The sequence below is a fragment of the Butyrivibrio fibrisolvens genome (genome assembly GCF_023206215.1).
In the GTDB taxonomy this organism is placed as follows: Bacteria; Bacillota; Clostridia; order Lachnospirales; family Lachnospiraceae; genus Butyrivibrio; species Butyrivibrio fibrisolvens_C.
In genome coordinates, this window is sequence record NZ_CP065800.1 from 581327 (window position 1) to 603020 (window position 21694).

The 21694-nt window shown below is 41.1% G+C and carries 13 protein-coding genes; 4 read left to right on the forward strand and 9 right to left on the reverse strand.

The genetic code is table 11. The features are described from left to right. Positions 1-13: 13 nt before the first annotated feature. The 7 genes from I7804_RS02350 to I7804_RS02380 all read right to left on the reverse strand — a co-directional run bounded on the left by I7804_RS02350 (position 14) and on the right by I7804_RS02380 (position 13754). Entirely contained in the window at positions 14-1735 is a 1722-nt protein-coding gene (locus tag I7804_RS02350; RefSeq protein ID WP_248404755.1) for a sensor histidine kinase, read from the reverse strand. A 25-nt stretch (positions 1736-1760) separates the two neighbouring features. Continuing rightward, on the reverse strand, positions 1761-3353 hold the full coding sequence (locus I7804_RS02355; protein ID WP_248404756.1) for an extracellular solute-binding protein: 1593 nt from the start codon (positions 3351-3353) through the stop codon (positions 1761-1763). 433 nt (positions 3354-3786) lie between these two features. Then, positions 3787-4614 carry a carbohydrate ABC transporter permease gene (locus I7804_RS02360; protein ID WP_248404758.1) on the reverse strand — a complete coding sequence of 276 codons (828 nt, stop codon included), beginning with the start codon at positions 4612-4614 and terminating at the stop codon, positions 3787-3789. A gap of 1 nt (position 4615) precedes the next feature. Further along, positions 4616-5545, reverse strand: a complete 930-nt coding sequence (locus I7804_RS02365) for a carbohydrate ABC transporter permease (protein ID WP_027217291.1) — start codon at positions 5543-5545, stop codon at positions 4616-4618. A gap of 115 nt (positions 5546-5660) precedes the next feature. Then, entirely contained in the window at positions 5661-7058 is a 1398-nt protein-coding gene (locus tag I7804_RS02370; protein WP_073388890.1) for an extracellular solute-binding protein, read from the reverse strand. A gap of 195 nt (positions 7059-7253) precedes the next feature. Then, complete coding sequence (locus I7804_RS02375; RefSeq protein ID WP_248404760.1) at positions 7254-10487, reverse strand: hypothetical protein; 3234 nt, start codon at positions 10485-10487, stop codon at positions 7254-7256. Between the two features lie 408 nt (positions 10488-10895). Further along, a complete protein-coding gene (locus tag I7804_RS02380) occupies positions 10896-13754 on the reverse strand; it encodes a GH36-type glycosyl hydrolase domain-containing protein (RefSeq protein WP_248404762.1) in 2859 nt (952 codons plus the stop codon). A 209-nt stretch (positions 13755-13963) separates the two neighbouring features. Between I7804_RS02380 and I7804_RS02385 the strand changes: the two genes are divergently transcribed. Continuing rightward, positions 13964-15355, forward strand: coding sequence for an MFS transporter (locus I7804_RS02385; RefSeq protein WP_248404764.1), 1392 nt, complete (start codon positions 13964-13966; stop codon positions 15353-15355). A 1-nt stretch (position 15356) separates the two neighbouring features. Here the strand turns inward: I7804_RS02385 and I7804_RS02390 are convergent, their stop codons facing one another. Further along, entirely contained in the window at positions 15357-16766 is a 1410-nt protein-coding gene (locus I7804_RS02390) for a hypothetical protein (RefSeq protein WP_248404766.1), read from the reverse strand. 303 nt (positions 16767-17069) lie between these two features. Here I7804_RS02390 and I7804_RS02395 point away from each other — a divergent pair, with 303 nt between their 5' ends. From I7804_RS02395 to I7804_RS02405, 3 genes are all read left to right on the forward strand, one after another. Next, positions 17070-18563: a hypothetical protein gene (locus I7804_RS02395; RefSeq protein WP_248404768.1), complete on the forward strand. Its 1494-nt coding sequence runs from the start codon at positions 17070-17072 to the stop codon at positions 18561-18563. Positions 18564-18688: 125 nt separating this feature from the next. After that, entirely contained in the window at positions 18689-20089 is a 1401-nt protein-coding gene (locus I7804_RS02400) for a hypothetical protein (RefSeq protein WP_248404769.1), read from the forward strand. Between the two features lie 14 nt (positions 20090-20103). After that, positions 20104-20988 (forward strand): hypothetical protein, encoded by an 885-nt coding sequence (locus I7804_RS02405; protein ID WP_248404770.1) that lies wholly within the window; start codon positions 20104-20106, stop codon positions 20986-20988. A gap of 234 nt (positions 20989-21222) precedes the next feature. Here I7804_RS02405 and I7804_RS02410 read toward each other — a convergent pair whose 3' ends face one another. After that, on the reverse strand, positions 21223-21693 hold the full coding sequence (locus I7804_RS02410; RefSeq protein WP_248404771.1) for a restriction endonuclease: 471 nt from the start codon (positions 21691-21693) through the stop codon (positions 21223-21225). Position 21694: the final 1 nt, after the last annotated feature.

Below are 21694 nucleotides of genomic sequence, written 5' to 3' on the forward strand. Positions count from 1 at the left end.
CAGTATTTACGAACTACTTTTTCTCCAGATCTCTTCTTGGAAGTACTATAGAAACCTTAGTATATTTAAGGGGCTTAGAATATACTCCCAGACCATACTCGGATCCAAACGTCAGCTTAATACGGTCCTCCACATTTTTAAGCCCTATGCCGTTTCCTCTTCCGCCGCTTTCTTCTATCTCACCATGTATACGTTTTAAAAGTTTTTGAAGCTCACCTTCATCCATGCCCTTGCCGGAATCCGTGATCTCTATACGGAATCTATCATCATCTTTCCAGGCTTTGATATAGATAGTCGTATCTGCTGCCACAGGCTCTATGCCGTGAAGTACCGCGTTCTCTACTATAGGCTGCAGTGACATCTTAGGTATCTCCTGACTTAGAAGATCCCCAGGTACATTCAGCGACAATATAACTTCAAAATCATACCTTAAGTTTATAAGGAGCACATAGTTCTTGATATATTCAAGCTCATCACTAAGATGCACATTGCCAAAGCCCTGCTTTATGCTATATCTCATAAGCTTGCCAAGAGAAGTTATGGCATCCGATATCTCATACTTTTCATCTATCTCGGCCATCATCTTGATAGACTCAAGTACGTTGTAGATGAAATGGGCATTGATCTGGTTTTGAAGAGATCTAAGTTCTGAGCTTTTGGACAGCACCTCTTTCTGGAAACGCCTTACAATCCTGTATATAAGACCCGCTGTGACGAACAGGACTATAGTCATTATAAAGACAAAGATATTGCGCCTATGATATACCGCCCATACCTGACTGGTAATATCCTGGACACTATACATAACACCATTAAGGCTTCGTATAGGATACCGCGCTATAGTCAGGTATCTTCCTGAGATCTTCTTGTATATTATCTGTCTGTCAAGATCTCCAAGATCTGTAGTAAATGCGTCTATAATAAGACTTTCATCCACTTTATCAGATCTATAATATGTACTATCATCAAGACCATCGCCAAAATCAGGCTCTTTGCTGTAACCAGTGCTTGCCTCCAAGCTTTCTGTGTTATCTTTAGTACTTCCAAACAGAACTTGTCCACTACTGCTTACAAAGAAGCTGTACAGAGTATCATCACCTTCATACACTCCCGGGAACATAGTCTTAAGCGGCATCGCCGCTTCCACATATCCGATAACGCCTCTGTCATAATCTGTAACCTGACTGCACAGACCTGCAAGCTCTGTCCCCTGATCTGTAGTAAGTGAGGAAAAGAGGGTATCGTAATATCCAAAATGCCAGCCCTCTTTGACATCGTCGTACCATGACAATTTTTTCATACGGGTATTATTGTACAAAACAGGCATCATCTCCTGCACATTGTCATTGACGCCATATACTCTTACTGCATACAGTACAGGATTATTATTAACAAGCCTTTCAAGGTCAGCCACCTGAGTATTATAAAAATCAATGATCTGCCTCGTATCCATAGTCTGACCATCATAAGCCATCGTAAGAATATCCGAAAGACCCTCATCTGACAAAAAGAACCTTGTAGACATATTGATCGATTCGATATTGGTCGAGATCATCGCATAGTCTCTTGTAACCTTGGCTTCCATGTAGTTATAGCTTTCTTTTATAGCATCTGTTTCAAGATTCCTAAAAAGGACACCTGCCATAACGCCAATAGGAACGAAGGTAAAAGCAAGGATCACAAGGGTGAATCTACTATTTATTTTTAAATTGCCAAAAAAGCTTCCTTCTTTCATCCAAGCCCTCGCACAATATAGCGACTTATTCCATTCCAAGTCTCTTCTTGTTCTCTATCATCTGTCTGGTCTCTTCTTCCATAAGTCTGTCGTAACCAAGACTCGTACGCTGACTTATATACTCTTCCAATATCTCATCGAACTCTTCATCTGAACCTGCCAGAAGAAGCCTTGGAAGCGTAGTCCCCCACAGCTCTCTGCAGGCAGAATATATCCTTCCTATCTCCGAGTCCTCATTGATGATAACATCGTACTGACCCAGATATGTAGTATAAGGATATGTCCACTCTTCAAGCTGCTTGAGAGGCTCTTCCGTCTCCATATGCCAGTCAAGCTGCATTACATTGTTCTGAAGCATCCAGTAGGTATCATCCGCTCCGTATATGGCATCATACGTCTCACGATCTGTAGAGAGTATCTTCTTAACATCCTCTTTCATAACAGGGACATCTCCTACCATATCGTAAGTCTTGCCTTCTATCCCCAGATACAAAAGCTTCTGCCCATCCTGACTTAACATATAGTCCATGAACTTTATAGCCCTTTCAGGGTCTTTACAATTCTTGGATATAAAAGTCAGCGTCCAGCCAACTATACCATTAGAAGGAAGCACAGGATCATCGCCATTAGAATTCCTTGGACCGTCTACTGCTATGTAGATCTTATCAGGATCCTTGGCATAGAGCTCTTTCTCCTGATCTGCAAGGTCAGTCCTTTGATACAGCATGCAGAAGTACCGCCCCTCGCTTACCTTCTCACTTGTCTGTGTCCGCCTGTCTACGAAGATATCATCAGCCAGATACCCATCCTGACATAGCTTTCTGAAGAGTTTGAGCCACCTTAGATACTCAGGGTCAGTCTTCCTGTCATACTTGACCCCGTCCTTCTCATAAGGAACCGCCAGGAAGTTCTGCAGATACTGGTCAAAAGATACGCACCCGTCCTGCTCAAATTCATGCGCGCCTATCGGTATAAGAGGCTTGCCGTCTACTTCCGGGAACATCTCAACAGCTTTGGCTACGGCATTATAGAAACCTTCCGGAGTACTCATATCAGGACTTCCTATAGCTTCATATATATCTTTCCTTACAAGAAAAGTCTGATTGGATGCGATATTGTCATGCTCTTCCAAGTCTTTGGGCGTGTAGGTAGAGTTGGGATATCCGTAGATATTGCCATCACTCATGGTATACCAGTCCCTGACCATATCATCAGTCACATCGTAAAAAGAAGCATCGTACATATCAGCAAGCTCGTTAAGAGGATATACCATCCCCCTATCAAGCATCGTCTGGATCTGCGGCTCCCACCATCCTATAGTTACAATATCAGGCAGTGAATCTGAATCGATAAGTGACTCAAGCTTATTGGTCTCATTGCCCATAGGCGTAATGAAATTTATATCTACTCCTGTATCCTTAGTGAACTTCTGAGACACCATATTCTCACCCCAGTCCGTAACGAACCAGGAATAGTTCACATACCAGTCAAAAGTTATGACATCTGTGTCCGCAGCAGGTACGTTTTCGCCATTACTTGCAGCATCCGCGCATCCTGCGAGCATGATAAGTGCTAATAAAAGAATATTAAATTTCCTGAAAATAAAATTTCTACTCATTTTCTACACTTATCCTTTCATATTGCCAAAAAGATCCAATAGATTTGGCATAATTATATCATGACGAAGAGTTTCATATCATTTCATTACTTTCCACTTGGTCGATGCAGTATCACCAATGGAATTGCCGGGTCAGGCAGTATATAGATCATTGCCATGCTTTTAATCGTTTTATTAAATTCATGAGTATGATAGATGGAGATTTCCATTCTGCCCGGGGTCCACCTGTCTGAGCGAAGCGAGTTTGGACCCCAGAATGGGAATCGCCAGATATCATGCCATGAATTATAAAACAATTAACAGCATGGCAATGATCTATATACTGCCTGACCCGGCAATTCCATTGGTGATACTGCACCATCCTAGTAGGAAGTTTTCGCCATTTCATCAATAAAAGCTGCCACCTAAGTGACAGCTTCTATTGGCCTTGTTTTTATTCTTTGACCGCACCTGCTGATATACTGCTGATAATATATCGCGAGAAGAAGCAGAATACGAGCAGGATCGGTATTACGGATATTGCTACTGCAAGATATGTAGCGCCCTGGTTCTTGGCAGCATCAATGGATGCACGAAGGGTTGCCATCATTACAGGGAGAGTGAATTTCTCATTCTTGTTTAGGATGATCATCGGAAGAAGGTAGTTGTTCCAGTTGCCGATGAATCCCATGATAGCCATAGTCGCCATAGCAGGTGATATTATGGGAAGGGCTATCCTGTGGAATGTATATATCTCTGGTGATCCGTCAATTCTTGCAGCTTCTACCAAAGACGGGGAGAGGGATGAGAGAATATACTGTCTTAGGAAGAATACTGTTCCCGGAGCTGCAATTGCAGGCACTATAAGAGGTATATATGAGTTAACAAGATGAAGCTTTGTACACAACTGATAGAAACCGATAAGTGACAACTGTCCGGGGATCATCATGAATGTGAGGATCGCACCGAATATAACCTTGTTACCCTTAAACTTGTACATAGCAAGTCCGTATGCTGTAAGAGCTGAGAAATATGCTCCAAGAAGTGTTGCAGGAACTGCAACTAATACACTATTGAACATACCTCTGAAGAGGTTGAAGTATCCAAATAGTATATCCCAGTTCTCTTTAAGGTGAGTTCCGGGTATGAAAGTGAATGAGCTTGATATTTCAGCTCCGCTTCTTGTTGCATTGACTATCATGAGAGTGAAAGGAAGAAGACAGGTTGCAGCAAGGATTATGAGAAGTATATACAAAATGCCTTTTTTAATAGTAAAACCCATATCACTTCTCCTTTCTGTTAAATAATTTGATCTGTAACAGTGATACTGACAGGATGATAAGGAACAGTGCATATGCTATGGCAGATGCAAAGCCTGTCTGTACAGTACCTGAAGTAAATCCAAATTTGTACAGGTACATCATTACTGTCTGAACTGAACCATAAGATGCTGTTGCCGGATTGACCATAAGGTATGGCAGATCGAACATCTGAAGTCCGCCGATAAGAGATGTAATAGCTACATACATCATGATAGGCTTTATAAGAGGAAGAGTGATCTTACCAAAGATAGTCCATCTGCCTGCGCCGTCAATAGCTGCTGCCTCGAAGTAGTCCTTGGATATACCTTGAACACCTGCCATAAGCATGATGAATGAGTTACCAAACCACATCCAGGACTGGATCACCGCAATAGTAGGTCCTGCTGTTGCTGAGTTTCCGATCCAGTCAATAGGAGCATAATGTGCTCCAAAAAGCTTATAAACCTGATTAAGCAAAATATTAAAAGTACCAAATCTCCAGTCCAAAAGAGTACTGAAAAGAAATGCTACAGATGTTGCCGCGATAAGATTGGGAAGATAATATACAACCCTGAATACTGAAAGACCTGCCATCTTGTATTTGACATCACTAAATACCATCATAAGAAGGAATGCAAGTCCCAGCTGAAGTACAATGTTAACAGTCCAGATACGAACTGTGTTCCACAGTGCTATCCAGAAAAACTTGTCTGTCACAACTCGAGTATAGTTGTCAAGTCCGATAAAATGAGCCTGTCCCATAACTTTAAGATCTGTAAAACTCAGATACAGAGTACGAAGAACAGGATATACGCTGAAAATAAGAAATACGATCACGAATGGGGCTACAAATGCGTATCCCCAGTTGTTATATGCAGTTAGTTTGCTTCTCTTTTTATTGATCTTACTCATAGTAACCTCGATTCTTTCTGTTTTAAAAAACCGGAGAGGGGATCGATATTGGCACATTTCTACGCCACCAATATCGAACCGTTAGTCTCTCCGGCGTGTTGTCTTTTAGCAGAAATTACCTTGTTACTTTGATATCAGGATATGTAGATTCAATTGTGTCATAGAAGGTGTTAAGAGCTTCTTCCTTAGTAGCCTGGCCAGTCTTGATAGCTCCGATCGCCTGACCCCATGCATCGCCGATAACCTTGTCATACTTAGTTACCTTAGAATAATCGATGCCTTCAGCCTGCTCAAGCCAGAAGCTGTAGAGCTTCTCACCGCCGTATACTGCGTTCTCGTCATCCTTGTGCTTGTCAAGAGCAGAGATCAGTGATACTGTGTCACCTTCAGATGTCTCGATCCACCAGTCAGCTGTCTCTTCGTTAAGTGTGCAGAACTTGATGAAGTCCCAAGCAAGTTCTTTTCTCTCAGAAAGGCTTGAGATACCGATGTATGTACCGCCGCCAAATCCGTAAGCAGGTCCCTGGCATACGCCCCATTTACCTGATGTCTCGCCTACATTGTCTCTCATTGTAAGAACACCCCATGAAGGAAGACCGAATGCGAATACTGTTGTCTTCTCAAGATCTGCTGTAGCCTCTTCGAAAGACTCTGCATCCCATACGTTAACTGAATCATCTTCGTAGTTCTGGATCTCAGCTGTAAGGATCGGAACCTCTCCGCTCATAGCCTGATACCATGGTGTTGACCACTGGTTAGCATATGCTGTGAGGTCGTCCTGGTAAAGTGAGATTACAAGGTCCATATAATCAAGTCTTGCCTGTGATACGTTAAGTGCTCCGTCAACAACCCAAGCGCTGTCACCTGAGAAATAGTTGATCTCAGAGTCTGATGCGAAGATTCTGTATCCTGCATCCTTAAGTGTGTTAGCTGTATCAAGGATTGTTCCATAATCTGCAAAATACTTGCCGATCTCTTCAGGATCATCTGTTCCGAATACTTCTGTTGCAATATCTCTTCTATAGTAGATTCCTGCAGGTGTGATCTGATATGAGATAGCTCTCTGGACGCCATCTGCATCCTGGCCGACTTTCCATACATAATCTACGATCTGGCCTTCATAATCCTTAGCTCCAAGCTCGTCAAGATCAGCAAAGAATCCATTATCATAGAAGTCTTCAAGCATCTGAGGCTCACCTACGATGATATCAGGCTCTGTCTCGCCGCCCATAAGAGCTGTCTGAACCTTGGTTGGATAGTCACCTGGCTCGATAACTACTGTCTCAACTTCTGTACCTGTCTGCTCTGTGTATCTTTCAGCAAACTGCTTAAGGTCAGATGCAAGAGTCCATACAACAAGCTTCTCGCCATTTGATGCTACTGCCTCACCGGAATTCTCTGTACTTGTTCCGTTATCTGCACCTGTTTTGCCATCAGATGATCCGGCGCATCCCACCATAGAAGCAGCCATAGCACCTACTAATGAGATTGCCATTAACTTTTTCAACTTCATAAAAATAACCCTCCTTGTTAAAGCACGTTTTGTGTTTATGCTTTGATTATAGGAGGGTTATAGGTGTCAAAAAATTATCCAAATTTTAAAATGGTGTCGTTTTTTTATATGGCAGGATGTTGGTGAAAAATATTTTTGATCAATATCTTTTGGTCAAAATAGCCATATATCATTTTCATATATCGTTTTTTTCTATCAGGCAAGATATATGTCTACTTTTTTATAGGCTCCGCTTCTAAGGGCTATAGCTGCATCAGCCTTCATAGCCTGGCCTGTGATCTCTTTTTCTTTGTCTTCTGCATCTGTTGCCACCATCTTAGTGATCTTGTATTCACCCGGGATATAATCTTTTCTTTCTCCAAGATGATATACAATATCAGTCTGTCCCATGAATCTGGCGCTAACTGTTCTACCTTCATCATCTGACTCAGGGATCAGATACTCCGGAATAACAGGACTTGGTGCAAATGCAAGTTCACCTGATTCAAGCATAAAAGGCTCATTTCCAAACATCATGATCTTCCACATACTCATGAATTCTATAGTAGATCCGCTAAGTCTTGCTACAAAGCCCTTGCCATGGATCTTGTCATCAGGACCTGCACTGCTTGCGATAAATGAAGAGTTCTCATATATACTTCTTCCATATACTGAAGGATCCATAAATGGAACTAGAGCTGTGCGAAGATCGTCTATATACTCTTTGTATAGACCTGATCTTACAAGTTCAAGAAGGTACTTGTACTCCATATGAAGCCATATAGACTCATTTTCAAGCCATCCCGGAGTAAAGCATCTGCATCTGCCAAGTTCGTATGAAGCATCTGATAGAGGTGCATTTATTTTATACATCTTGAGCTTGTCATCATACAGGTCACTTTCTTTGATCCTGTCATAAAGCGCTCTCTTCTTGTCAAGATCTATAGCTGTCTTAAGATATCTCACAGGACCTTCTAAGAAAAGAGGCACCATGTTGACCTTAAAGGATACAGGATGTATGCCATCATCATCCTTGGTATAGTAGGTCACATCATAATAGAAATATGTAGGACATATACCATTTCCAAGTTTTATGGCCTTCTTAATTCCCTCATCGACTATCTTTTTAAATCTTGTAAGAACTGCAAGTGCTTCTGTAGCAGAGACTGTGCTTACACTACCATCGATTCTTTCAAAGACATCGTCCCAGTATTTCTCTTTCCTGTCATTAACAAGATTCCAGTATATGTTACAATCTTCTACATTCTCAGTAATGTGATAAATATCACTCATAAACTCCCAGAGCTCTTTGAAGATAGCAACATCTCCCTCATAAGAAGAAAGTGCATCAATAGTCCATGCAAGAGTTCTTTCAAGCTCGTAGCTTTCTGCCATGGACGATCCCAAAAGTCCCGGAAGACCATTGAGCGCATCATACCAGCCAGGCTTACCGCCTTCCATCTCAACACCCATCTGCTCAGGATCAAGAGCTGCGAATTTGGTAGTACACAAAAGGATCAGCTTCTCAAGAAGAGTTCCTTTATAGATATGGCCGTCTTTGGTTCTAAGCTCCTTGCCGGTATCCTGTCTTACAGTATCTGTATCAAGTGCATAGTACTGTCTGATACCGCCTTCTGTCTCTTCATAGCGTTTGGATCTTTTATTTATTTTCTTCTGAGAGGCAAAATAGGTATAATCCTTCTCAAAAAGAAGCTCCTGCCTCTTCTCAGGGTATAGTGAGAGGTACTCTTCTACAAGGTCAAGGTTGTAAGTCCAGTGATCTGACCAGTAGCCCTCACCAAATGAAGCGTTAACATCAGCTGTGCTGCTATCCATGATCTTGTCAAAAACATCGCCGTCACATACAAGAGCAAGATGTCCCGGTGTGAAGTGCTTGTCCTTAGCTACGTCATATATAGTATTTCTAAACTTCTCTTTGTCAAAATTGTCACCATCATAATAGTCTTCAAGATGTGCGCTCAGAAGGTCTACATGGCCTTCTTCTATCTTGGAAATATATCCAGATAGTATATCTTCTAAAACAACTCTATCAATACTATAAGTAATCTTCTCTATACTAAGAGGATTGTAACCATCTGTCTGTATCAGAGAGTAGAACATCTTGATGCCTGCTCTGTCTGTATATGGAGCAAAGAAGCTGTCCATCCTGCGGTTCTGATTGACATCCCTGAAGTTACCGTTGCCCTGAGAATAGAACTCCGGTGACATGGCAAAATAGTTATATTCTCTTTCAAGATCTCCGTGCTTTCTTGAATATACGTAGAATACCTTGTTATCACCGATTTTTATAGGAAGACCGCCTCTAAGAACATTGTCCATAAAGGTGTATCTGGTATACTCATCAAAATTCTTGTCTCCGGTCTTAGTTGAAACTATATCTGTAAGATCATCAGTAAGTTCTATGACACGTTCAAGCTTTTTCTCAAAAAACTTGGGCGTAAGTTTTGTAAAAGTATTAGCCGAAGGTGCACTTTTTTCAGATGTGCTCTTTTCAGATACACTTTTTTCAGTTACGCTCTTTTTTCCAGATCCATCTTCCCCTGATAAGAATCTCTTTAGTACAGACACATCTTCTACCTGACCTATAAGTTCATAGATGCAGGTACTTTCGCCTTTTGATAGTCTATCTTTCTTGGCAAAAAAGCTTGAAGGAATAAGATTGGATCTGCTCTGTTTAGCATCAAGTACGCCGCCAAGGCCTCCTTCTATAAAGTTAACAGGCTTTGAAAGGCTGTTGTCATAGCCAAAGACTGCGTCAGGATCTATGACCGGCTTTAAGAACTCACCCTTTTCATCTATTGCAAGAGAGAGGTTGCCACCTGCAACAGTTGTGACACTTGCTGTATCTTCCATGCTGGCTCTGACTCTATAGTAGGATACATTCTCAAAAGGCTCTTCCACCTGCATCCAGGCTTTGGAGAGCTGTGCCATGTTCTTCATAGAGTCAAGTGATACTCCGTAAGGGATAAGGGCGGGCATACCGTCTATGATCTCGATTTCTTTATCTTCATCTGAGAGATTCTCTATACATACCTTTCTGACAAGGCCACCAATCTTTTCTTCCGGAAGGACGAAGTAGGTGACTTTGGTCCTAAGGCCTGTATCAGCATTATCTTCTTCTATAGACAGGGTGTTGGCTCCAACTAGCATCTTGTGGGCATTGTCTTCATCTGCAAAGCTCTCTGCAAACTTATCGCCTGATTTTATGAATGTTCTAAAGCCTGTTCTCTTAACATTCTGGTAAGCTGTGTGTGCCGGGTAGAACTCCATGATGGCGTGGTCTTTATTGTCTACTCCAAAGCTTACGACTCCTTGGCCTCTGTTAACGTAGTAGCACCAGATTGGGATGCCTTTTATGCCGGCGATTCCGGGAAGGAAGCTCGCAAAAGTCGTTTTCTTTCCATAACTATCTATAACAAAATTCTCCATGATTCCTCCTGAATGTGTGTGGTCGTTTCAGTCCGCAAGTACGGGAGCTTAAGTGGTCCATTTGGGCTGACGCTTTCGCTCCGTGAAAAACGTAACGGTACTAAGGGGGCAAAGTACGCCCCCTAAGTGCCGACGTTTTTCAAGGCAGCCCAAATGGACCACTTAAGCTCCCGTACTTGCTGGGTTTTGAAAACATTTACTGTATTATTTTTTATTAGCGCTTTAGTTCTTTATCTAAGCGCTACTTCGATTTGGGCTTTTGATTTTTATCCGAGTACTACTTTTATTTGTGCTTTGGTTTTTTATCTTAGTACTACTTCTATTTGTGCTTTGGTTTTTTATCTTAGTACTACTTCTATTTGTGCTTTGTTTTTTTCTTAGTACTACTTCTATTTGTGCTTTGGTTCTTTATCCCAGTATTACTTCTATTGTGTTTCTTACGTTTAGATCTAATGCGTCTATAACGTTCTTGCCTATAACCGCTTTAACTGCGCCATTTTCAAGTTTGACGTTTTTGCCTGCGACTTTGCATTCTTTGATGTGGTACTGGCCGTGGTCTAGGTGGGCGGGGTTTATGATTTCTATTCTTAGGGGGCGGAAGGCGTATTCCAGTTCTATCTGGCATTTTCCGTTTTGATCGAACTGTTCTTGTAAGAGGCCTGGTTCTATTACTAGGTTGCCGTACTCTCCTTTTATTCCGAACATATTCATGGTTACTGTCATGAGGTACCAGCTGGCAGCTCCTGTGAGGTATCCGTAGAGTCCTTTTCCATGTCGTCCGAAATATTCGGGGATTCCGGGATAGATCTTTGAGGTGTCATAGTCTGAGCTAAGTTCATATAGGGCTTTAAGTGATTTATATCCCTGCCTTGCATAGCCTCTTTGATACAGGGCGCTTGCGTACATGACTGCCATGTGGCTAAAGACTGCTCCGTTTTCTTTTTCTCCGAAGGCAAATCCGAACATGCGTCCCATGTCAGTCTTGACAATACCAAAGTCTGTATTGAGTCTGTATCCGCCTGCGTCCTTGTCAAAAAGTAGCTTATCTGCGCTCTTACATATCTTCTCTATCTGGTCATCTGTTGCTGTGCCGTTCATGATGGAGAAGACCTGGCCTGTGAGCATCATGTTCTTATGTCCGGGGATCGAGAGATCCAGTGCTCTGCCGCTGTTGTCATAATAGCTGTTGTACCAGCCAAGTTTCTCTTCATTGTGATCACACTGTTTCTTATCATAAGGATTTGCAGTATCAGGTTCTGTATGATCTTCTATCCACTCATTTTGTCTTATGTGGTTTATGATCCACATTCCTTTATGACGAAGGTTTGATGACAGGCTCTTTATATCTATACCGATAGTATTACCTGTGATATCTCCGGATACTTTTGACAGGAATCCTTCCAGTATATTTTCTTTACTTTTGATATCTTCATAGATAGTTTCATCATCTATAAGAAGGTCTCCAAGTTCTTCAAAGACGTATATCTTATCACTTTGAAGTCTGCCTGATTCCAGCATATCTGCAAGGTGTATAAGGTTTCCTGCATAGGCATTTGCAAATGCTACGCTTTCGCCTCTATCGCCTGCCATATCCAGAGCATCATTCCAGTCTGCATCTCGTATCTTTATGATATTGTGCTCGCCAACTTCCCAGAAAGAGGAGAGATTTTGAAGGAGTATGTGCTCTAAGACGCTGCCTGTATACTTGTCTCCATTTGCCTGTCTTAGCGCATTGTCATCTCTTGTAAGCTTAGGATTAACTTTACGTCCTCTAAAGATCTGCTTGTCGCAAAAGTATCCGCACTTCTCGTTTAAAAATTCTATGTCTCCTGTCTGGTCTATATAGAGTCTTGTTGTTATAAATGGCCATACGCCGTGATCCATCCATACTCTTGTGATGGAGTTTCTGTCAGCTTTGAACTCGCCGGGGCCATCTCCTATGATCGTTGCATTGGTGCCATCGATCCTGACTCCCTGATAGTTACCAAGCAGCATCTGCCTTACTCCGGAAGGGTCCATAAGAAGGAGTGCAAGGCAGTCCTGCCACAGGTCTCGCCAGCCTCTGCCACCTTTGCCATAGTCGTGGTGAGGAAGGAAAGAGCATCCGAATATCCTTCTAAGTTCCGGCTGAAAAGCTACCCATCTCATGAAGCCGTCAAAATATGCATCACCAGTTGTTATCTTGATATTGACTTTACTGATCCAGTAGCTCCTTGTTCTTTCAAGGCTTTCATATACTTTGGAAGGCGTAGCCAGATCTTCTTTGATTTTTCTAAACTCATCATCTTCTTTGCAAATACCTGCATATACTAGGTAAGTCTTATCTTCACCGGGCTTTAGGTGCGCCTTTTCAAAACTTATGGCACCTATTATCTCCTGGCCGCTTGCATCCTTACATTCGTGGAAGTTATGGACTGCCACTTCCTCGTCCTTCTTATCTGATATAGCCTTATTACCATCACGATCACCAAGTGAAAAATCATTTATATACTTTTGATCGTCATCATCAGATGCTGACTTCCTTATTACATACTCCGGCCAGTCGGGAGTTCCGTCTCCGATGAAGTCGTCAAGTACAGGTACGACCTTAACAGGATTCTCTGCAATTTCTTTACTTCCTATGCCGTATCCTTCGACGAAGTATCTGCTGTCTGCCAGATTGTGTCCTCTCTCGTCAAAAGACAGAGTTGGCGCATCTATTATGCCCTTATCCGTGATATATGTCCTTCCGAGAAGTGATGTTACGTGCCTGTGGTCTCTTAAGTTGTCAGCACTTCTTCCATATACAGGGATAGCCGGTATGAAGGTTATGTCCATATCCTTATCACCTGTATTTGACAGCTTTACTATATGAACTTCAACGTTTTGATCGTATGGAACGAATGAAGTAATCTCTGACTTAATACCAAGTTTTTTATTTTCTCTTTCTACTTTGTGCCACATGAATCCGGCAGTAACCTTACAAGGCTCCCTATCATCAGTTAGTCTATCTACATTCTGTGATGCACTGCTGCCGTTTGCGGACCATGGCGCCCCATTAACAAGGCACCAGAAATTCCTGGTAAGTCTGTTATTATTAAGGTTCTCAATGCTCATGGGTTCCAAGAGGAAGTGGTTCTGATCGATCTTGGAATCACCGGACAGAAGTGGTGTCACGCAGCTCTTAAGGCCGCGCTCGCTTGCAAGCGGATAATACAGATTGTTACAAAGATCCGCATCCTCAAGCTCAAATGTTCCGTTTTTATCAAGGAATTTAACTTTATTCATTCATCTCCTACCTTTTTCATAAAGAAATGATTATTTGCAAACTTCCCAATTGGTTCCTTATCATAATAAAAAAAAGAAACCTTATTATTTAGGCTTCTTTTTTTCAAATGGTGTTATTTTTTTATTGTTCGCCAAACTTGGCTATATAAATCATTAACGCTATAATAGTAGATGGGTACTTAATTTCGACAATATTGGGGGAATAAAAAATGAATACTGAGGAAAAAGAATCCAGGCAGCTTTTAAGACTTAACAAGGAAGCTTCGAGAAAAAAGCCTCTTCACTATATTGGAGTGGCTATGATCCTGCTTACGATCATATATATCGTAGATGAGATCACTTCTAACATGAATGCTGCCATGCAGCCTTATGTTCTATTCGATCTGTTTAATATCTCATCAAGAAATGTTAATACACCTGAGTATACCAAAGCTTTTAATGTTGTTGCTCCTATTCAGGTGTTCTCTAATCTGCTTCTTATCATAACGCCTTTTTATAAAGCTCTGTCCGATAAATACGGGCGGAAGCTCTTTCTTATGATCAATACGGTTGGAATGGGCATAGGTATGTGCATTGTAATGACATCGCAAAATGTTGCCTGGTACATTCTGGGAATGCTCTTTATGATGTTCTTTACTCCAAACGATATGCAGGTTCTGTATATAATGGAGACAGCGCCCAAGCAAAAGCGCGCCACATATAGCTTTATAGCTAAGGGCATCGCTCTTGTAAGTGTATCGCTTATCGGCGTATTCTCAAGGATATTCCTTAATGACAATGAGCCTTCAAGCTGGCGCCTTGTCTATGCGATCCCGGTAGTCTCTGCTATAGTGATTGGATTATTATCATATCTTTTCATGCATGAAACACCTGTATTTCTGGAACAGCGAATGGGATACCTATCTCTGACCAAAGATGAAAGAGAAAAGAAGCTAAGAGAAGATAAGGAAAAAGGCACTTCTGAAGAAGGCGGCGTTTTTAGAGCAATCCGCTTTATTTTTACTAACAAGCAGCTACGCTGGATCTTCATAGCAGGCTTTATCTTTTTTGCTACAACATTCTATACTTCTTACTATGCAACTGTACTTGAAGGAGCCATGTCTACAGATATGGTAGCAACTGCTCTTGTAATATATCCTTTCTTCAACGGGCTTGTTACAATATTAAGCGGATTCTTCTCAGATAAGCTTGGTCGTAAGAAGGTATGCCTGATACTAGGATCTGTTACGATAATAGGTCTTTTGATGTTCGTCCTCTCCTGCAGACTGGGGCTTGGACCTATAGCAGCAGGAATCTCATACGGATGCTCAATAGGTGGCCTTTGGTCCATGTCTGATACCTTGATACTGACCATGCCTGCCGAATCCTCTCCTTCCGGTATGAGATCTTCTGTAATGGGCACCATATCTGTACTGATCGGTGCCGGTATGTTCCTGGGGCAGACAATCTTCATCGTATGTCAGAACTTCCTTCCCATGGATGTACTGTTCATGATCATATGTCTTCCGTTTATGGCTCTAAGCCTTATCATACTGATAACCAAAGTCAAAGAAACCAAAGATGCAGATCTTGATAATATCACAGCAGATACCTATAAATAATCTACGTCCTTTGCATGAACTCACAGAAAGCGCTTACCATCCGTCTTTCTGTGATAGCAAAGGCTATTTCAGGCGCTGTTGTTTTGATCATAAAAGCATAGTGATCTTCACTTGCTATAACATACATGTTGTCAGGAATATTCTCTGCTTGCACTTGTTTATAGTACTTATACGTTTTGGCATATAGTTCACTATTTTCAATATGCGCTTTCCATTCTTCAGGCGTGTATGTCATACCTGCTGCCCCAATAAGGCCGGCACATGGAAGGGGAACATTTACTTTACTGATATCAGGTTTTGGGAGTATCTCTGTATAAGTCTTTTTAGATGATAGCGATTCAAAAAAATCTCTGAACATTGTCCAATAAGCATAGATGCTGCTCTGAGGAGCCCTGTCCTGCATACTTCTTGCAACCCACTGCGGCATTGTGATAAGGGTTGGTACTTTACCCATAAGCATAATATCAGCATCTACACTTGCCAGTTCTTGATGTACATTCCAAAATTCACCAGATCTTTGGGGCCCATATATTTCCATGAGCTTCTTGCTTCTGTCAAATATTTCTTCATATTCTTTTACCAAAGCATTTACAGCTTTGGGATCGGTTATAAACTCGTTAAGCATTCCTTCTGTGTTCATGCCAACAGAGCCGGATACTACTGCGGCACATGAAGGCGCAATAAATAATGTTCTTTGCAATAGTCCGTCCCTTAGTTTTGGATAATAATAAGGTTCTATCATGCCTGTAGAATAGACAGGGATCCATTTGGCTACGGCTTCTAAAAGCTCGTTTATATCACGCCCTAAGTTATGGATGATCTTAACCTTATTGCCTGCTCTTAATACCTTGGTGAATGCTTTGGCCCACCTTGCAGCAAAAAACGGATCATTATAAAGCCACGCCATATCTTCATCTGAAAATAAAAGAAGTGTCATAGGCGCTTTATTACTTTTTAAAATGTGGTCAAAAAACTGTAAAACAGCTTCTCTCTTACCGGACGGGCCATAATAATATCTTTTGGTTTTAGATAAAACCAGTTCTTCATCATTGTCTAAAACGATTCTTGCAGATCCTGTTCCAAAACTGTCTAAAAGTCCTGGTATTCCGTATCTTATATTATCTCCATTACCCAAAAACCAATTCTTTATAAGATATACTGCCCTTTGCTCATCCTGGGGCCACTTTGAAATATTCAGCTCTTTGCACATGGCATCCTGCTGATATCCAATGCTTATATGTGATGCAAAATAAGCGCTCATATCATCAAGAAATCCTGGATTTCTGGGAAGGTTCCTGGATCCATTTCTAAGACGACTTATATGAGAAGAGTCCACATGACATGCGGCTCCTAAAATATTGGCTCTTGTACCTGTAAGATTCATGATATAATCGAGCTTTTGAGCGAACATAATATACCTCTGTAAACTACTTGCATCTTAAGCTAAGGAAGTTTATGGGTTATTTATTACAAAACTTCACCACAAATTTATAACTCTTAATCTGTCGTAATCTCACAAAGAATCCTTCATATCTACCTTATCATAGCGGCTATTAAGAATCCATAGAATTGTCGTAATTTTGGCACGAATAATGCCAGAATTTTGTCAGTGTCAAATCATCTTTTTGTGTGCATTATTAAGGTTTATGTACCGAGATACAAATTGATTCCCTATGTTACACACAGGATAGTTTTCATGACAAGGAGGCCGTCTATGAAATGTTTAAATCACTTCTTGAAACAGGCATCATCTTTATCATTATGCATTCCGGTCGCTGGGATGATGCTCTCTTCTTTCAATGTCTGTGCTGCAGACTCTTATGATACCCTGGGCGAAAAATTTTACGATAATGGCGATGTTATATATGAAAACAGCAGCATTGCCGGTGTATCAAGTGGACCTTCTGAGGATGTCGTATTTGAAATAGAAGAAACAACTTTGATCACCGGAATCTGGACTTATCACTGGTATCCTGATGATGTTGATGAGTGGGAATATGCTTACGTCTGGATAGAATCAGAAGAAGGAGACGAATATGGTCCATGGTCAGTCCAGGCTGAACAAGGCCAGGGAGGCAAAGAAAATGTAAACTGGTATGCATTCCCCAATGTTACACTCGAACCGGGAACCTATTATCTTTATGACTCTAACGCTTCTACCTGGTCATATGCCTACGACACAGATAATAAAGGAATGTGCATGATAAGAGGAACTGTCGTTGATGGCAGCTCTTCATCCAAGACGTCTAAAAGCGGTAATCTTCTGACCAATCCCAGCTTTGAAGATGGACTTGATGGCTGGGAAGATCCTGATGGAATATGGAATAATGATCCTGATACGACAGCGCATGACGCTACTGACGGAGACCATTTTGCCTGGCCATCTGATGGTGCATCAGAAGATACTTACATATATCAGGATGTCTATGTAGATTCAGATGCTGAAGGGCAGACGGCAGTACTTAGTGCAATGCTTTCAACTTATGATCAGGATCCTACTGATCTTGCCCGCCTTGAGCTTATATTCCTGAATTCCAAAGGTAAAGTCATTGACTCATATTCTAAAGAGCAAAGGGCTATTGAATGGGAAAAGTTCACCATAAGTGCTGAAGTTCCCGATGGAACAACCACTATAAGAGTTATGCTTCACGGCATAAGATATAACGGAAGTCTTATAGATTCATATTTTGATGATGTAAGTCTTACCTTATCAGGTGATGCTGTATCATCCACTAAAAATAGCAAGTCCGATGATGATTCATACTATTATATGTTTAGCTACTACACCTTTACTGTCCCCTCCTATTGGGGCGAGCCTGAATATGACAATGATGGTACAGTTTATTTCTACGGCGAAGATGAATATGATCTTCCTCTTATTATGCTGACTTATGAACCAATCGAAAATTACTTCGATTCTGGCGAAGTAAACGGACTTACAGATGAAGAAGCTATAGAAATACTGGAATCTTTCAAGGATACGCTTGAAGAAGATTCTTACTATATATCAGAAACAGAAGAAATAACAATTGCAGGATACCCTGCAATAATATATACCGCAACAGTATCATTATTGGGTGACAATGATATACGAATAGCTCATTTCATGGATTCTGATTACTTCTATGAACTGTTGCTTATTGAATATGAGGATTCTGATACATCATATCTTGAAGATCTGGACTATATAGTATCAACCTTTGAATAATAGGAAGTATATATCTTTTTCTTAAAATATATACGGTAAGCTATCCCATATACCGATATATAAATAGAGTGTCCCCACGAGCTCAAGTTGTGTCAAGGAGCGTTTTATCGACAAGGAGGCCATCTATGATTTCTATCAAAAAGCTTATTAGTGTCACTGTATCAGCTTCTCTTTACATGGGCATCATGTTGCTGCCCATCACTTCTATTCCGGCATCAGCCAAAGGTTCCGGCTCTATTCAGGTAAATAAATCTTCCCAGACAGAAGATGACAATGTTGAAACCTTCGGAAGCTATACCTTCACTCTTCCTGAATCCTTCGATGATTGTGAGAAGGAAGGTGATCCCGATGATGAAGCTGTGTACTATTATCTGGGTGACTATGATGATGTCCCAGCTCTCATGATCCTGAAGGAATCGCTTCTGGATTATGTTACTTCCAGCGAACTTAAAACTCTGACCGAAGATGATGAATATGAGATACTTGGTTACTTCAAAGAGGGTGTACTTGAAGGTGAAGACTTCACTAATGTATCTAAGACCAGTAAGACCAAGATTGCAGGCAACCCTGCTATCACTTTCAGCTTCACAGGTGAGCTTTATGGCGAAAACGATGTCAGGATAACTGTCTTTATAGACAAGGAGGAAGTTAACATATACTGCCTGATGCTGCTTGAAGAAGCCGGTGCCAAAAAGTCCTATGTCAAAGACATGGAGAAGATAGAAAAGAGCTTCAAAAAATCCGGTGATTCAGAAATTCCTGAAGACCTTGCAGCCGCTGTATATGAAGCATTGGAAGATGTATCATCTTACTCTGCCAGATCTGTATTTGAGCTAGTAGCAGATATTACAGACTCAGGCGAATCCGCTGACCTTACTCTCATCATGGATCATGAGCTTGAAGCACTGCTTGGCAAAAACAAATCCTGCCACATGATCCTTACAGAGAGCATGTTCAGCGATGAACTTGGTATAAAAGAAGGCGATTATGTAACTGCAAACGAATTCTATATCCTTACTGATGGCAAGAGTACTTCCGCTTACTACAAAGAAGATGGTGAAGACTGGGAGACAGAAGATCTTGAATCAGACAGCGATGATCTTGAAGAGATAGAAGAATATATAGGAAGTGTATATGATTTCGAATTCTTCGAAAAGCTGGCAGATGGCTCTATAGATTATGAAGTTGATCCAGAGCTTTCAGAAATAGATGAATCCTCGTTCTATGTTATGCAGATGGATCTTACAGGAGATGATCTTAAACTTGCTGTTGAAACACAATTTTTCCTCTCCGGTGTCTTCCTTGAAGATGAGATTGACTATGATGATATCACATCACATATGATAATCTACGTTGACAGTGAAACCTTCCTTCCATCTACTGTAGAGATAGATCTTGCAGGAGTTGGTGAACAGATTCTTTTCGAAATGATCGGATTTGAAGATGCAGATATAAGTAACTGCTCTCTTGTTACAGATTATATAGGTTTTGATGAGTTCGATGAGATCGAAGCTCCTGATATTTAATAGGAGGATTATCTATGACAAGAAATACTATCAAAAAAATCCTGACAGTTATTGCCTCATTTATCCTTGTTACCTCACTTGGAGGCGTCCATACGGCATATGCTGCGAACGTTTCCACGATTGATATGGACATGCTGTATAACACCCTTATTGTAGGCGATATGTCATATGCAACATCTCTCTACTATCAGGGCACAATTGATGCCTACATGGCAACTGATGCCGACGGTATCGAAATATATGTTCCGGATGATCCTAAAGGCGGAACAGGTACCGGTGTAGGAATCTACAGACAGGATAACCTTATAGCAGAAAATCAACAATACGGAGTTTATACTATATACTACGGCGAATTCGTAGGTTTCAACAGGCACGGACACGGCTCTATCTTTAAGACCTACAAAGATGCATCTTATACTTTTACCAGATCATTCTACGGATATTGGGAAGATGATTATCCTAATGGTCAAGGCAATGAAAGTTATACTGAGGAAACTACAGGTCAATATAAAAAAGTAAGGGAAGTATCTGGAGTGTATATCAAAGATAGATTTACAGGAACAATAAATTCTATTACTTCTAAATTTGCAGGAAGCTCTACCGGCAATGAAGGGATTACCACATGGGTTTATCCTTTTGTCAATGGATATGCTGAGGGTACCGTATCCTGGACTGTACAAGATGCCGGAAAGCCTCTTGACTCCGGAACTTACCAGATGCTTGGCGGATACCTTGTAAATGACAGAACAAGCGAATACTTTGCTTCTCATACTGCCAATGATTTTGATCCTCAGACAATGGTTGTAGCTGCATGGGCAGAAAATAATCCTTACTATATTAGCGAAAGCAAAGTAGAACCGAAATCATATGATTATAGTGATTTCATGGCACTGAAGTAACTGAGTGTATTATGCTGTAAGCTAGTTTTCTAGATCATTCATATTGAGTCATATTAAAATATATATGTTATTGCAACAAGGAGAGTTTGTTAATCAAAACAGACTCTCCTTATTTATGACCTGATCTGTCAACAGGTTCTTCTCATCCTTCCCGGGATATCACAAGCTCTCTATGTTTTACAAGACCCCCCTGTTTATTAGAAGAAGGTCTTATTACAGGCGGGAAGTTACTTTCTAAACTTTACAGCTTGCATGCAGCATATCCAGATAATCCCTGTCCCAGAGCATAACATTTAATTTGTCAGCCATCATAGCTGCAGGAGTTGTAAAGTACTGGTTGCAAAGTACTGCTGCCACCATCCTGTCATAATAGTCCTTGGCTGCATATACTTCCTGAACCGCATGAACTCCAACATCCTTGTCATAGCACTTACATTGAATGGCATATGTGATTCCGTTTCTTTCACATAAGATATCAGCGCCAAAGTCTCCTGAACCTTTGGTTACTTCAACTTTTGAAAAGCCATTCATCTTCAGAAGATCAGCGCAGTAATATTCAAAGTCATGGCCTTCAAGCTCATCCACAAGTGGCGGCTTTGGAACCTTAAACTTTTTTAGTATCAGTACCAATACTACTACGCATATTAATGATACAAGAAGTATAATATACACTTTTTGATCCGGTGTTAATACAATATTCCCCATA